Genomic DNA, 14,884 nt, shown 5'->3' with positions numbered 1-14,884 from the left:
CAGCAAATGACGCAGGGGAGGGCCAATGGACTTCGAGCTGTCGGAAGAGCACCGGATGCTGAAGGATCTGGTGGCCCGGTTCGTCCGCGACGAGCTGCTGCCGCTGGAGGCCGGGGTCATGGCCCGGGAGGCCGAGGGCCAGGGCCTGGGCCTGTCCGAGGCCGAGCAGGCGCGCCTGGACGACATCTCCCGGGAGCTCGGCCTGTGGGGCCTGGACGCCCCCGAGGACGTGGGCGGCTCGGACCTGCCGATGGTGGCGATGGTGGGGGTCGAGGAGGAGCTCGGCCGCACCGTCACGCCCTATACCCTGCCGCCCGACAGCCCGAACCTGCGCATGCTGATGGCCACGGTGGACGAGCGCCAGCGCGCCGCCTACCTGGCGCCTTACGTGGCCGGCAAGACCAGCTCGGCCATCGGCATTTCGGAGCCGGGCGCCGGCTCGGACCCGGCGGCCATGACCACCCGGGCGGTGCGGGACGGCGACGACTGGATCATCAACGGCCGGAAGATCTGGATCACGCGGGCCGCTGAAGCCGACTTCACCATCCTGATGGCGGTGACCGACAAGGAGAAGGGCGCCCGGGGCGGCATCTCGGCCTTCCTGCTGGACAAGGGAACCCCCGGCTTCAACGTCCTGCGCCGCATCCCCATGCTGGGCGGGCAGTACACCTATGAGGTGACCCTGGAGGACTGCCGGGTCGAGGGCTGGAAGCTGCTGGGCCAGGAGGGGGCGGGCTTTGCGCCCATGCAGACCCGCCTCGGCACCCGGCGCATCCAGATGGCGGCCTGGTCGGTGGGCATGGCCCAGCGGGCCCTGGACATGCTGGTGGAATATGCGCCCCAGCGGCGGACTTTCGGCGCGCCCCTGTCCGAGCGGCAGGCGATCCAGTTCTGGGCGGCGGAGGCGGCCACCAAGATCCACGCCGCCCGGCTGATGACCTACGACTGCGCCTGGAAGCTGGACCAGGGCCGGGACGTCCGCTCCGAGATCAGCATGATCAAGTGGTACGCCACCGAGATGGCTTATGAGACGGTCGACCGGGTGATGCAGGCCTTCGGGGCCATGGGCATGACCAAGGAGATGCCCCTCCAGCTCATGCAGGCCAAGCTTCGGACCATGAGAATCTATGACGGCCCCACCGAGGTCCATAAGTGGGTGGTGGCCAGGAACCTGTTGGGGACGCGCAAATGAAATCGGCTTACGGCGACCATGTGAAGGTCGCGATGGACGGCAATGTGTCGGTGGTGACGCTGGACCGGCCGCCGCACAACTTCGTCTCGGTCGACTTCATGCGCGACCTGGCCGACGCCCTGGAAGCGGTGGACGGCCATCGCGAGGCCCGGGCCGTGGTGCTGCAGAGCGAGGGCAAGACCTTCTGCGGCGGGGCCGACTTCTCCTCCGACACCGACCAGGTGGCTTCGGGCATGGACGGCGTGCAGGCCCTCTACGCCCAGGCCGTGCGGCTGTTCTCGGTGGAGACCCCGATCGTCGCCGCCGTGCAGGGCGCGGCGGTGGGCGCGGGTCTGGGCCTGGCGCTGGTGGCCGACTTCCGCGTGGCCGCCCCGGAGGCGCGCTTCGTGGCCAACTTCACCAAGCTGGCCTTCCACCCGGGCTTCGGCCTCACCTACACCCTGCCGCGGCTGATCGGCCCGCAGAAGGCCAGCCTGATGTTCCTCACCGGCCGGCGGATCAAGGCCGAGCAGGCGCTGGAATGGGGCCTGTGCGACGAACTGGTCCCGGCCGGGGAGCTGCGCGCCGCGGCCCTGCGCCTGGCCGGCGAGATCGCCGAGAACGCGCCGCTGGCGGTGATCGCCACCCGCAAGACCCTGCGCGACGGCCTCGCCCAGGCGGTGAAGGCCCAGACCTTCATCGAGCACCGGGAACAGGCGCTGCTGCGGGCCACCGAGGACTTCAAGGAAGGCGTGCGCTCGGTGGCCGAGCGCCGGCCGGGCAACTGGCTGGGCCGCTGACTTAAGTTCAGGCTCAGCCTTCCTGAGGCGCGGGCGGCCGGGGCGCGAGGGCCGCGGCCTCCCGGGCCAGGGCCGTGATCCGGCCCCAGTCGCCGGCCCGGACGGCGTCGGCGGGGGCGACCCAGCTGCCGCCGACACAGATGACGTTGGGCAGGGCCAGGTAGTCGGCGGCGTTGGCGGCGTTGATTCCGCCCGTGGGGCAGAAGACCGCCTGCTGGAAGGGGCTCTGGAAGGCCTTCAGGGCGGCGACCCCGCCGACCACATTGGCCGGGAACAGCTTGAAGTGGGTGAAGCCGGCCGCCAGGCCCGCCATCAGCTCGGTGGCGGTGGCGACCCCCGGCAGGAGGGGCGCCTCGCCGTCAGGGCCCTCGCCCTCGATCAGGCCGGGACTGACCAGGAACCGCGCCCCGGCGTCGGTGGCCGCCTGCCGGGTCGCCCGGTTGATCACCGTGCCGGCGCCGACGATGGCGCCTTCGATCTCGCCCATGGCGGCGATGCAATCGAGGGCCGCGGGCGTGCGCAGGGTGACCTCCAGCACCGGCAGGCCGCCGGCCACCAGCGCCCGGCCCAGGGGGACGGCGCTCTTCACATCGTCCACCACCAGCACCGGAATCACCGGCGCCAGGCTGAGGATTTCGGCGAGGCTCATAGGCGCTCCATCTGCTCGAGTTCGCGCGCGGCGCCGACCATGGCGGCGTAGGGGTGGGTGACCAGGAAGGTGGGGATCTCGCGCACATAGTCGCTGAGCCGGCCCTTGTCCTCGAAGCGGGCGCGGAAGGGGCTGGCGTCCAGCCGGTCGGCCATCCGCGGCGCGATGCCGCCGGACACATAGACCCCGCCGCGGGCGCCGAAGGTGAGCGCCAGGTCCCCGGCCACCGCGCCCAGGACGGCGCAGAACCGGTCGAGGGTCTCGGCGGCCAGGGACTCGCCCGCCAGTCCCTCGGTCATCACCGCCTTCTCGTCGGGCAGGGACGCGGGCCGGCCGGCCAGTTCCGCCAGGGCCTGGTAGAGATCATAGAGCCCCGGGCCGGACAGCAGCCGCTCGATGGAGACGCGGCCGTGGTCGGCGCGCAGGCGCCGCCAGATCTCCACCTCCACCTCATCGCAGGGGGCGAAGCTGGCATGGCCGCCTTCGGTGGCGATGGCCACGTCGCCGCGCTCGCTCCGGGCCAGGGCGGCGACGCCGAAGCCGGTGCCCGCGCCCAGCACCACCACCGGACAGTTCCAGGTCCCGCGCCCGAGGTCGGGCCCGAGGCGGCGCAGGTCGGCGTCGTCGAGGCGCGGACAGGCCAGGGCCTGGGCCGCAAAGTCGTTCATCAGCCTGACCGCCTCGAACTCGAAATGGGCCAGGAGGTCGCCCTCGGACACCACCCAGTCGAGGTTGGTGAACTCGATCTCCCCGCCCACCACGGGCCCGGCCACGGCGATCACCGCCCGCGGCGGGCGGCGGCGGCCGGTGGTGGTCTCCAGATACTCGGCCATGACGTCGGCGAGGCTCGCGTAGGCCTTGGCCTCGAAGGTCTTGGGGTGGCGGATGCGGCCCTCGGAATCCACCAGGGCGAAGCGGGCGTTGGTGCCGCCGACGTCGCCGATGAGGCCGGTGTAGGACGGCTTCATGCGTCAGGCCGCCTCGAACAGGGCGCAGGCCCCGGCGTCCGCCGGACCCGCCGCCCGGCGCATCCAGCCGAACAGCTCGCGGCCATAGCCGAACCCCTCGGGCGGCTTGCGGGCCGGTTCGCGGGACAGGAGTTCGCGTTCGTCCACCCTGATCTCCAGTCGCCCGGTCTCGGCGTCCACGCGGATGATGTCGCCGTTGCGGACATAGGCCAGGGGCCCGCCGTCGGCCGCCTCCGGCGTCACATGGATCGCCGCCGGCACCTTGCCCGAGGCGCCCGACATGCGCCCGTCTGTGACCAGGGCCACCTTGAACCCCTTGTCCAGTTGCACGCCCAGGGCCGGGGTCAGGGAATGCAGCTCGGGCATGCCGTTGGCCTTGGGTCCCTGGAACCGGACCACGGCCACGAAGTCGCGGTTCAGCTCGCCGCGCCGGTGGGCGGCCAGCAGCTGGTTCTGGTCGTCGAACACCAGGGCGGGGGCCTCGATGACCCGGTGCTCGGGCTTCACCGCCGAGGTCTTGAGCACGCCCCGACCGAGCGGGCCGGTGAGCAGGCGCAGGCCGCCGTGGGGCTGGAAGGGATCGTCCACCGGCCGGAGGATGTCGCGGTCGAGGGAGACGGCGGGGCCCTCGCGCCAGACCAGCCGCCCGCCGTCCAGGAAGGGCTCCTGCTGGTAGCGGCGCAGGCCCGGCCCGGCCACGGTCATGACGTCCTCATGGGCGAGGCCCGCGTCCAGCAGCTGGCGGGTGACGAAGGCCATGCCGCCGGCGGCGTGGAAGGCGTTCACGTCCTCCGAGCCGTTGGGATAGACCCGCGCGATCAGCGGCGTCACCCGCGAGAGGTCGTCCATGTCCTCCCAGGTGATCTGGATGCCCGCCGCCCGGCCCATGGCCAGGATGTGGAGGGTATGGTTGGTGGAGCCGCCGGTGGCCAGCAGGCCGGCGATGGCGTTCACCAGGCTCTTCTCGTCGATCACCGCGGAGAAGGGGGTGTAGCCGTTGGTGCCGTCGCGGATCTCCACCGCCCGCCGGGGGACGGCGGCCGTGAGGGCGTCGCGCAGGGGCGTGTTGGGCGTGACGAAGGCCGCCCCCGGCAGGTGCAGACCCGACAGCTCCATCATCATCTGGTTGGAGTTGGCGGTGCCGTAGAAGGTACAGGTGCCCGGGCCGTGGTAGGACTTCATCTCGGAGTCCAGCAGCTCCTCCCGGGTGGCCTTGCCCTCGGCGTAGAGCGCCCGCACGCGGGCCTTCTCGGCGTTGGAGATGCCCGAGGTCATGGGGCCCCCGGGGACGAAGATCACCGGCAGGTGGCCGAAGGCCGCCGCCCCGATGAACAGCCCCGGCACGATCTTGTCGCAGATGCCCAGCATCAAGGCGGCGTCGAAGGCGTCGTGGGTGAGGGCGATGGCCGTGGACATGGCGATCACGTCGCGGCTGAACAGCGACAGCTCCATGCCGGGCCGCCCCTGGGTGACGCCGTCGCACATGGCCGGGACGCCCCCCGCGTACTGGGCCGTGGCGCCGACCTCGCGGGCCGCGGCGCGGAGGATGTCGGGGAAGCGCTCGTACGGCTGATGGGCCGAGAGCATGTCGTTATAGGCCGAGACGATGGCGAGGTTCGGCGCGGCCGGGTCCCGCATCCGCTGCTTGTCGCCGCCGGGCGAGGCGGCGAAGGCGTGGGCCCAGTTGGCGCAGGACAGCTTGCCCCGCCCGGGGCCCTGGTGGCGGGCCTGCTCCATCCGCGCCAGATAGTCGGCGCGGGTCTCGCGGCTGCGCTCGATGATGCGTTCGGTGACTTCGGCCGTGACGGGATTCATGGGCCTCGATCCTCAAAGCGGCCGCGGCTGATGGCGCCGGAACCGGCCTGACTAAGCTTGGACATCCGGCTCATGCGGAATGCCCTGGTGACCAGAAGACGCGGACCCTGCCCTTCGCCTCGGCGAGAAGCCGCCCGACAGGCAGGTCCGCCTCGCCGGCCGCGGCGCGGGCCAGGACCTCGCGCTTAACCTCGCCGGCGATCACGAGGAAGACGGCGCGGGCGTCCCGCAGGGCCGCCAGGGTCAGGCTGACCCGCGGAACCGGCGGGCGGCCAAGGCCGGCCGGCACGTCCACCAGCAGCGCCTCCCCGGACAGGCCCGCCTCCAGACCCGGATCACCGGGGATCAGCGAGGCGATGTGCCCGTCCTCGCCCATGCCCAGCATGACGGCGTCGAAGGGAATCAGGGCGGCGAGGGCCGCCGGCTCGGGCCTGGGCCAGAGGGGCAGGAAATGCGCCCGGGCCGCCGGGCCGACCAGGAGCCGTTCGCGCACGGCCAGGGCGTTGGCCTCCGGGGCGGCGGGGTCCACGCAACGCTCGTCCGAGAGCGTCACCACCACCCGGCTCCAGTCGAGGTCGGGCGCCTGCCGCAGGGCGTCGAACACCGGCCCCGGCGAGCGGCCGCCGGTGGCCACCAGCCCCGCCCGGCCATGGGTGGCCAGGGCCTCTCGCAACCGGTCGGCTATGGCGCGGGCGCAGGCCTCGCCCGCCGCCCGCGCGGAAGGGTAGGTTTCGACCATCTGAGCCTTCATAACGCGCATCCCGCCACAGCGTCGCGTCTCGCCCAACAGGTGGCGATTGACCGACGGCGGAAGAAGACCCACGTTCCCATCGCGTCCTTGTCGGGGAAGTCCATCTTCGCGCCGTCATTCAACGGTGCTGTCGAGTTCGGAGTTTCCATGCGCATCGCTCAGGTCGCTCCCCTCTACGAAGCCGTGCCGCCACGCCTGTATGGCGGCACGGAACGGGTCGTCGCCCATCTCACCGACGCCCTCGTGGCGCTGGGCCACGACGTAACACTGTTTTCAAGCCAGGAGGCCAGCACCCGTGCGCGGCTGGCCGCCGTGCGGGACCAGGCCATCCGGCTGGACCCGGCGCCGCTCAAGTCGGACCTGGCCGCCCACCTCGTCCAGCTGGCCGAGGTGCGACGCCGGGCCGACGAGTTCGACGTCATCCACTTCCACACCGACATGATCCACTTCCCGCTGTTCGAAGACATGGCGGACCGGACGGTGACCACCCTGCACGGGCGCCTGGACCTGAAGGACCTGCCCGGGGTCTATCAGCGCTGGCCGCGCTATCCGCTGGTCTCGATCAGCCAGGATCAGCGCCGTCCCCTGCCCTTCGCCAACTGGGCGGCGACGGTGCATCACGGCATCCGCACCGAGCTCTACCAGTTCAACGAGCGGCCCGAGGGCTACCTCGCCTTCCTCGGCCGCATCTCGCCGGAAAAGCGGCCCGACCGGGCCATCGCCATCGCCTCGACCGCCGGCCGGATGCTGAAGATGGCGGCCAAGGTCGACCCGGCCGACCGGCTCTACTTCGACGACAAGATCGAGCCGCTGCTGCACAGCCCCCTGGTCCAGTTCGTCGGCGAGATCGGCGACGACCGGAAGTCGGCCTTCCTGGGGGGCGCCTCGGCGCTGCTGTTCCCCATCGACTGGCCTGAGCCCTTCGGCCTGGTGATGATCGAGGCCATGGCCTGCGGCACGCCGGTGATCGCCTTTGACTGCGGCTCAGTGCCGGAGATCGTCGAGGACGGGGTGACCGGCTTCATCGTCCGTGACGAGGGCGAGGCCCTGGCCGCCATCGAGCGCCTGCCGGAGCTGGACCGCCGGCGCATCCGCGCCCGGTTCGAGGAGCGGTTCTCGGCCGAGACCATGGCCCGCAACTACGCAGCCCTCTACGAGAAGCTGCTCGCCGGGCGCGCCGGCCACGACCTGAAGGTGGCGGCGGAATAGGGGCGCGCCCATGAACGACCTGGCGCCTGCCCCGGAAGCCCCCGTCGAGTGGGGCGAGATCGAGGAGCCCCGGGTCCCGCAGCGGCTGTACGCCCTCAAGGACCGGGACACCTTCGTGGTGGCCGACAGCCTGGGCGACATCGCCGGCGGGGCCGACGGACTGTTTCACGACGACACCCGCATCCTCTCGCGCTGGGAGCTGCTGGTGGCGGACCGCTCGCCCACCCTGCTGTCCGGCGCGCTCAGCGAGGACAATGTCTTCTTCACCTCGCACGGCCTGAACCGGGCCATCCCCGTGCCCGGGGGGCCGGCCGGGCCGCCGGGGGTGCTGCACATCGAGCGCAAGCGCTTCCTCTGGGAGGAGCGGCTCTATGAGCGGATCACCCTGGTGAACTACTGCCACGAACCCATGCGCCTGCCCCTGGCGCTGGTGTTCGACGCGGACTTCCGGGACATGTTCGAAATCCGCGGCGCGCGCCGTCGCCGCCGGGGCCGCCTGGCCGCCCCCGAGCTGGGCGAGCAGGCCGTGGCCTTCCGCTACGAGGGCCTGGACGGCGTGGAGCGCTCCAGCGTGATCTCGTTCTCGAGAAAGCCCGACTCCCTGGTCAGCGGGCGCGCCGACTTCCGGCTGGACCTGCCGCCCGAGACCCGCCTGGACCTGTTCGTGGAGGTGGGGGCCAAGGCCGCACCGCCGCCCTCGCCCGAGCGTTTCCGGGCCGCCGCCGCCCGGGCGCGGTTCGCCATGCGTGCGCGCCGCCGGCAAGGGGCGCGGCTGCACACCAACGGCCGGCTGTTCAACGCCTGGATCGACAAGTCCCGGGCCGACATCGCCCTGCTCACCACCCCGATGCAGACCGGTCCGTACCCCTATGCGGGCATCCCCTGGTTCTCCACCTGCTTCGGACGGGACGGGATCATCACCGCCTGGCAGATTCTGTGGTTCGAGCCGGAGCTGGCCCGGGGCGTGCTGACCTATCTGGCCAGCCACCAGGCGGACGAGGTCTCGGCCTTCCGCGACTCCGAGCCGGGCAAGATCATGCACGAGACCCGGCGGGGCGAGATGGCCGCCCTCGGCGAGGTGCCCTTTGGCCGCTACTACGGCGGCGTCGACACCACTCCGCTGTTCGTGGCCCTGGCCGGGGCCTATGTGGAGCGGACCGGGGACGTCGCCCAGATCGAGCAGTGGTGGCCGGCCCTGGAGCGGGCGGCGGACTGGATCGTGCGCTCCATGGAGCGACATCCGCTGGGGCTGCTGGCCTATGAGGCGGCCCGGCCCAGCGGCCTCGCCAACCAGGGCTGGAAGGACAGCGGCGACAGCGTCTTCCACGCCGATGGCCGAATCCCCGAGGGCCCGATCGCCCTGGTGGAGGTGCAGGGCTACGCCTATGCCGCCTTCCTGGCCATGGCCATGCTGTGCCGCCAGCGGAGAGATCCGGACGCCGCGGCGGCCTGGAGCGCCCGGGCCGAGGCCGTCCGCGCCACGGTGGAAGAGCGGTACTGGATGCCCGAGCACGGCTTCTACGGCCTCGCCCTGGACGGCCGGAACGAGCTCTGCCGGGTGCTGGCCTCCAATCCCGGCCACCTGCTGTTCACGGGCCTGCCCAGCCTGGAACGGGGGCGGAAGGTGGCCGACCGGCTGCTGTCGGGGACCTTCTTCACGGGCTGGGGACTGCGGACCCTCAGCGCGGGCCAGGCGCGGTTCAACCCCATGAGCTATCACAACGGCTCGGTGTGGCCGCACGACACCGCCCTGGCGGCGGCGGGCCTGTCCCGCTACGGCGAGCGCGAGGGGCTGGTGAAGCTGACCACCGCGCTCTTCGAGACCGCCGTGCGCTTCGAGATGCGCCTGCCCGAGCTGTTCTGCGGCTTCCGCCGAGCGGCGGGCGAGCCGCCGGTGGCCTATCCGGTGGCCTGCCTGCCCCAGGCCTGGGCGGCCGGCTCGATCTTCATGATGATCCAGGCCTGCCTCGGCCTGCATGTGAACGGCGCCGCGGAGGAGGTGGACATCGCAAGCCCCGTCCTGCCCGTGGGCATCGACAGCTTCACCGTGGAAGGCCTGAACGTGGGCGGCGGCGCCATCGACCTGACGTTCGAGCGCCAGGGCCACCGGATCGCCGTGCACTCCAACAGCCGCGGCCCCCGGCTGCGGGTGCGCTACGGCTAGCGCCGCGGCGTATGGGCCAGGCGCAGGATGTTGGCCGCCCCGGGCGTCCCCATGGGCAGGCCGGCCAGGATCAGCACCCGCTCGGCCGGGCCGGCGAGGCCGGAGGCCAGGGCCTCCTGGCAGGCCAGCCTGGGGATGTCCTCGGGGTCGCGGATGTCGGCCACCACCCGGGCCTCGACGCCCCAGGCCAGGGCGAGGCGGCGGGCGGTGGAGAGGCGCGGGGTCAGGGCCAGGGTCGGCTGCACGGGCCGCTCGCGGCCCAGGCGCAGGGCGGTCTGGCCGGTGAGGGTGAAGGCCGCCACGCACTTCACCGAGGCGGTCTCGGCGGCGTGGAAGGCGGCCGAGACCAGGGCGTCGGCGTCGCCCACATCGTGCTCGGCCCGCATCAGCTCGGGCCAGCGCGGGTCCTGCTCCACCCGGGTGATGATGCGGTCCATGATGCCCACCGCCTCCAGGGGATAGTCCCCGGCGGCGGTCTCGGCCGAGAGCATCATGGCGTCGGCGCCCTCGTACACCGCCCCCGCCACGTCCGAGGCCTCGGCGCGGGTCGGCGTGGGCGAATGGATCATGCTTTCCAGCATCTGGGTGGCGACCACCACCGGGATGCCGCGGGTGCGGGCGGCGCGGACCAGCTGCTTCTGGACCACCGGCACGTCCTCGGGGTTCAGCTCCACCCCCAAGTCGCCGCGGGCGACCATGATGGCCTCGGAGAGGTCCAGGATCTCGTCCAGGGCCTCGAGGGCGGCGGGCTTTTCGATCTTGGCCATCACCCCGGCCCGGCCATCCACCAGCTTGCGCAGCTCGGCCATGTCGGAGGCGCGCTGGACGAAGGAGAGGGCCACCCAGTCGACGCCCTGGTCCAGGGCGAAGGCGAGGTCGCGGCGGTCCTTCTCGGTGAGGGCCGGGATCGGGATGGCGAGGCCCGGGAGATTGAGGCCCTTGTGGTTGGAGAGCCGCTCGCCGGCCTCCACGACCGTCTCGGCCCAGTCGGGGCCGTGGGCGGTGACCCGCAGCCGCACCTTGCCGTCGTCCAGCAGGACGAGAGCGCCCTCGCGCAGGGCGGCGAACACCTCGGGATGCGGCACGCCCACCCGGCGGGCGGCCCCCGGCTCGGCGGCCATGTCGAGGCGGAAGGCCTGGCCGATCTGCAGCATGGCCCCATCGCCCTCGAACCGGCCCAGCCGCAGCTTGGGCCCCTGCAGGTCCGCCAGGACCGCGATCGGGCGGCCGACGGTCTGCTCGGCCTCGCGCACGTTGCGGATGGTGCGGGCGTGGTCGTCGTGGGCGCCGTGGCTGAAGTTCACGCGGAAGACATCCGCCCCGGCCAGGGCCAGGGCGCGCACCGTATCCAGGTCCCGACTCGCGGGGCCAAGGGTCGCGACGATGCGGGCGCGGCGGGCTCGGATCATGCGTTCCGTCTGGGCTTGAAGGGTGCGACGTCGAGGACGCCCGCTGGCGGAGGACGACGCGCGTCCGCACGGTACGGGCGCCAAAGTTATCCGATGACGTTTAACGTCCGTCGAGCGGAAAGCGGGGCGCGCCGCGCGACCGTTTCAGTCACCGCCAGGAGATCCGTCCCTTGAGCCAGAACCTGGACCTGTTCCCCATCGGCAACTGCGCAGCCAGCGCGCTCATCGACCGGTGCGGACGGCTGGTGTGGGCCTGCGCCCCCCGGGTCGACGGGGACCCGGTGTTCTGCGCCCTGCTCGGCGGCAAGGATCCCGGCGAGGCGGAGGCCCAGGGCCTGTGGGCCATCGACGTCGAGAACATGACCTCGGTGACCCAGGCCTATCTGCGCAACACCCCGATCCTGCGGACCGAGATCCGCAGCAGCGACGGGGGCGTGCTGGAGATCATCGACTTCTGCCCGCGCTACCGGCACTTCGGACGGCAGTACCGGCCCCTGGCCTTCGCGCGGGTTGTCCGCCCCCTGGCCGGCGCCCCGCGCATCCGCATCCGCCTGCGGCCGATGATGAACTACGGCGAGCGGGCCTGCTACCAGACCGCCGGGTCGAACCACATCCGCTATGTGGGCTCGCAGATCACCCTGCGGCTGACCACCGACTGCCCGGTCAGCCATATCCAGCAGGAGCGCACCTTCCGGCTCGAGAAGCCCCTGGGCTTCTTCCTGGGGCCGGACGAGGGGCTGAACGCCGATGTCGACACCGTGGTGGGCGGCATGCTGCGGGAGACCACCGACTACTGGCGCGGCTGGGTCCGCACCCTGTCGGTCCCGCTGGAGTGGCAGGAAGCGGTGATCCGCGCCGCCATCACCCTGAAGCTCTGCCAGTTCGAGGAGACCGGGGCCATCGTCGCGGCCCTGACCACCTCCATCCCGGAGCATCCCGACGAGGCCGGCGCTGGCCGCAACTGGGACTACCGCTACTGCTGGCTGCGGGACGCCTACTATGTGGTCCAGGCGCTGAACCGCCTGGGCGCCGCCGACATGCTGGAGAACTACCTCGTCTATCTGCGCAACCTCGTGGACCAGGCGTGCCGCGGGAACGTGGGAGGGACCTTCGGCTGCCCGCCACAGCCGCAGCCCGAGATCCCGGGCCTGGAGCCCGAGACCGAGGCCCGGGCCAAGGCCGGCCACGTGCAGCCGGTCTATGGCGTGGGCCTGGAGCCCGGCCTGACCGAATGGATCGCCCCGCACCTGCCGGGCTACCGCGGCATCGGGCCGGTGCGGGTCGGCAACCAGGCGCACGAGCATCTGCAGCACGACGTCTATGGCCAGATCGTGCTCTCCACGGTGCAGGCCTTCTTCGACGAGCGCCTGCTGCGCCCGGCGACAGTGGACGACTTCCGGGCCCTGGAGCCCATCGGCGAGCGGGCCTTCGAGCTGCACGACAAGCCCGACGCCAGCCTATGGGAGTTCCGCGGCCGGGAGGCGGTGCACACCTATTCGTCGGTGATGTGCTGGGCCGCGTGCGACCGCCTCAGCAACGCCGCCGCCAAACTGGGCCTGACCGACCGCGCCCGCTACTGGGCCGGTCGGGCGGCGCAGATCCGCAAGACCATCGAGACCCGAGCCTGGAACGCCAGGGAGGGGCGGTTCGCCTCGACCTTCGGCGGCGACGGCCTGGACGCCAGCCTCCTGCAGCTGATCGACGTGCGGTTCGTCTCGCCCGAGGACCCGCGGATGCAGGCGACCATGGCGGCGGTGGAACAGGGTCTGCGCCGCGGGCCCTACATGCTGCGCTACGCCATCCCCGACGACTTCGGCATGCCGCAGACGGCGTTCAACTTCTGCACCTTCTGGCTGATCGAGGCGCTGCACCTGTCGGGCCGCTCGGCCGAGGCGCGGGAGCTGTTCCACGAGATGCTGGGCCGGCGCACCGCCGCGGGGCTGCTGTCCGAGGACATCTCGTTCGACGGCGGCGAGCTGTGGGGGAACTACCCGCAGACCTACTCCCTGGTGGGCCTGATCAACTGCGCCACCCTGCTCTCCAAGCCCTGGACGAGCGTGCGTTAGGGAACCTTCGCCGGGCCTGCGCGGTAAGGCCGGTATGACCGACGAAGCCCAGCTGCGCGAAGCGCTGGAGGCGGCCGACGCCGTCATCAGCCGCATCCAGGACCTGGCCGCCGACCGGCTGGCCAAACCCGGCCCGTTCGACGAGGCCCGGGCCTTCTACGACATCGTCGAGGTGCTGGAGACCTCGTCCGAGATCAGCAAGGTGCGCATGGCCCTGGGCCGCGACCCGTTCCGCTTCGGCGAGCCGACGCCCGTCTCGCGCGCCGGGCATACGGGGTAGGCGGTCAGTCCGACCAGGTCTTGCCGAAACGCTCGATGAGGCCGAAGGCGCCCGAGGGCCCCCAGCTGCCGGCCGCGTAGGGCTTGGGCGCGATGCGGGCCTCGGCCCAGGCGTCGGCGACGCCGTCCACCCAGCGCCAGGCCTCCTCCACCTCGTCGCGCCGGACGAACAGGGTGGCGTCGCCGTGCAACACGTCCAGGAGCAGGCGCTCATAGGCGATCCGCCGGCGCCCGCCCTTGGTCTCGTAGGTGGAGAGCAGGGACAGCGACAGCGGCAGGGACTGGAGCCGCATCCCGCCCGAGGACAGGCCCGGGGCCTTGTTCATCAGGGTGAGCGAGATGTCCTCGTCCGGCTGCAGGTCGATGACCAGGCGGTTGGGCGCGAGGTCCATGGCCGAGGCGTGGCCGAAGATCGAGTGCGGCACCGGCTTGAACTGGATGGCGATGGAGGTCCGCTTCTCGGGCATCCGCTTGCCCGTGCGCAGGAAGAACGGCACCCCCGCCCAGCGCCAGTTGTCGATGTCGGCCCTGAGGGCGACGAAGGTCTCGGTCCCGCTCTTCTGGCCGCGCTCGGCCTCGTAGCCGTCCACCGCCTGCCCGCCGACGACGCCGGCGGTGTACTGGCCGCGCACCGACTTCTCGACGGCGTCCATGGGGGTGAAGCGGCGCAGGCTGCGCAGCACCTTCACCTTCTCGTTACGGACGGAGTCCGGCTCCATGTCGGCCGGCGGCTCCATGGCCACCAGGCAGAGGAGCTGCAGCATGTGGTTCTGCAGCATGTCCCGCAGGGCGCCGTACTCGTCGTAGTAGGGCCAGCGCGCGCCCACGCCCTCGGTCTCGGCCACGGTGATCTGCACGTGGTCGATGGAGAGGCTGTTCCACAGCGGCTCGAACAGGGTGTTGGCGAAGCGGAGGGCGATCAGGTTCTGCACCGTCTCCTTGCCCAGGTAGTGGTCGATGCGGAACACCTGGGCCTCGTCGAACACCTGGCCGAGGACGCCGTTGATGTGCCGCGAGGTCTCCAGGTCGCGGCCGATGGGCTTCTCCAGAACGATGCGCGAGCGCTCGGCGGCCAAGCCCGCCGCCTGCAGCGCCAGCGTCACCCGCTCGTAGAGGCTGGGGGAGATGGCCAGGTAGAAGATCGGCAGGCGCACGCCCTCCAGGGCCGTCTTCAGTTCGGCCGCGCCTTCGGTCGTGGTGGCGTCGGCAGGCACATAGTCGAGCCGCGCCGCAAAGCGGGTCCAGGCCGCCTCGTCGAAGCCCTCGGGCCGGGCCTTGAGGATTTCACGGGTCGCCTCTACGAAAGCGTCGCGGTTCATGTCCTGGCGGGCGGTCGCGACGATCCGGAAGCCTTCGGGCAGGAACCCGTCCTGGTCCAGGTAATACAGCGACGGCAGAAGCATGCGCTTGGCGAGGTCGCCCGTGCCGCCGAACAGCACGATCGCGTCAGCCTGCGTGTCGGCCATAAGGATTTCCCGAAGCAGAGTCTGATGAAAAGGGAGGAAGGCGAAAGCACGCCATGCCTCACGGAACGTCAAGTGGGCTTGCAGAACCGCGTCATACGGCCAAGCTCGGATCAAACGGGTCGCCCGCGCGTTTAGCG

12 protein-coding genes are annotated in these 14,884 nt (G+C 71.6%); 6 read left to right on the top strand and 6 right to left on the bottom strand.

Going from position 1 to position 14,884, the window contains the following annotated elements; all coding sequences use genetic code 11:
- Positions 1-25 precede the first annotated feature (25 nt).
- Both BO64_RS04775 and BO64_RS04770 read left to right on the top strand, forming a co-directional pair.
- Entirely contained in the window at positions 26-1,192 is a 1,167-nt protein-coding gene (locus tag BO64_RS04775) for an acyl-CoA dehydrogenase family protein (protein WP_496402131.1), read from the top strand.
- Complete coding sequence (locus BO64_RS04770; RefSeq protein WP_496402130.1) at positions 1,189-1,971, top strand: enoyl-CoA hydratase/isomerase family protein; 783 nt, start codon at positions 1,189-1,191, stop codon at positions 1,969-1,971. Before BO64_RS04775 ends, BO64_RS04770 begins: the two co-directional genes overlap by 4 nt.
- Positions 1,972-1,984: 13 nt before the next feature.
- Here BO64_RS04770 and eda read toward each other — a convergent pair whose 3' ends face one another.
- The 4 genes from eda to pgl all read right to left on the bottom strand — a co-directional run bounded on the left by eda (position 1,985) and on the right by pgl (position 6,142).
- Entirely contained in the window at positions 1,985-2,620 is a 636-nt protein-coding gene (gene eda, locus BO64_RS04765; RefSeq protein ID WP_496402129.1) for a bifunctional 4-hydroxy-2-oxoglutarate aldolase/2-dehydro-3-deoxy-phosphogluconate aldolase, read from the bottom strand.
- Positions 2,617-3,588 carry a glucokinase gene (glk, locus tag BO64_RS04760; protein WP_496402128.1) on the bottom strand — a complete coding sequence of 324 codons (972 nt, stop codon included), beginning with the start codon at positions 3,586-3,588 and terminating at the stop codon, positions 2,617-2,619. Before glk ends, eda begins: the two co-directional genes overlap by 4 nt.
- Before the next feature lie 3 nt (positions 3,589-3,591).
- On the bottom strand, positions 3,592-5,403 hold the full coding sequence (gene edd / locus BO64_RS04755) for a phosphogluconate dehydratase (RefSeq protein WP_496402127.1): 1,812 nt from the start codon (positions 5,401-5,403) through the stop codon (positions 3,592-3,594).
- A 70-nt stretch (positions 5,404-5,473) separates the two neighbouring features.
- Positions 5,474-6,142 carry a 6-phosphogluconolactonase gene (gene pgl / locus BO64_RS04750; protein WP_496402126.1) on the bottom strand — a complete coding sequence of 223 codons (669 nt, stop codon included), beginning with the start codon at positions 6,140-6,142 and terminating at the stop codon, positions 5,474-5,476.
- Positions 6,143-6,301: 159 nt separating this feature from the next.
- Between pgl and BO64_RS04745 the strand changes: the two genes are divergently transcribed.
- Both BO64_RS04745 and BO64_RS04740 read left to right on the top strand, forming a co-directional pair.
- Complete coding sequence (locus BO64_RS04745) at positions 6,302-7,363, top strand: glycosyltransferase family 4 protein (RefSeq protein WP_496402125.1); 1,062 nt, start codon at positions 6,302-6,304, stop codon at positions 7,361-7,363.
- A 10-nt stretch (positions 7,364-7,373) separates the two neighbouring features.
- Positions 7,374-9,527, top strand: a complete 2,154-nt coding sequence (locus BO64_RS04740) for an amylo-alpha-1,6-glucosidase (protein WP_496402124.1) — start codon at positions 7,374-7,376, stop codon at positions 9,525-9,527.
- Here the strand turns inward: BO64_RS04740 and pyk are convergent.
- Positions 9,524-10,936 carry a pyruvate kinase gene (gene pyk, locus BO64_RS04735; RefSeq protein ID WP_496402123.1) on the bottom strand — a complete coding sequence of 471 codons (1,413 nt, stop codon included), beginning with the start codon at positions 10,934-10,936 and terminating at the stop codon, positions 9,524-9,526. The two genes, BO64_RS04740 and pyk, sit on opposite strands and share 4 nt — an antisense overlap.
- 170 nt (positions 10,937-11,106) lie before the next feature.
- Between pyk and BO64_RS04730 the strand changes: the two genes are divergently transcribed.
- Together BO64_RS04730 and BO64_RS04725 are read left to right on the top strand one after the other, a co-directional pair.
- A complete protein-coding gene (locus BO64_RS04730) occupies positions 11,107-13,002 on the top strand; it encodes a glycoside hydrolase family 15 protein (protein ID WP_496402122.1) in 1,896 nt (631 codons plus the stop codon).
- Between the two features lie 34 nt (positions 13,003-13,036).
- Positions 13,037-13,282 carry a hypothetical protein gene (locus tag BO64_RS04725; RefSeq protein WP_496402121.1) on the top strand — a complete coding sequence of 82 codons (246 nt, stop codon included), beginning with the start codon at positions 13,037-13,039 and terminating at the stop codon, positions 13,280-13,282.
- A gap of 4 nt (positions 13,283-13,286) precedes the next feature.
- Here the strand turns inward: BO64_RS04725 and zwf are convergent, their stop codons facing one another.
- The gene (gene zwf / locus BO64_RS04720) at positions 13,287-14,747 is read right to left on the bottom strand and encodes a glucose-6-phosphate dehydrogenase (protein WP_496402120.1); all 1,461 of its coding nucleotides are present in this window, start codon (positions 14,745-14,747) and stop codon (positions 13,287-13,289) included.
- Between the last annotated feature and the right edge of the window lie 137 nt (positions 14,748-14,884).

This window comes from Phenylobacterium composti DSM 19425, assembly GCF_059568645.1.
Note: the sequence above shows the minus strand (reverse complement) of the source record. Positions and strands in the feature narration are given on the sequence as shown.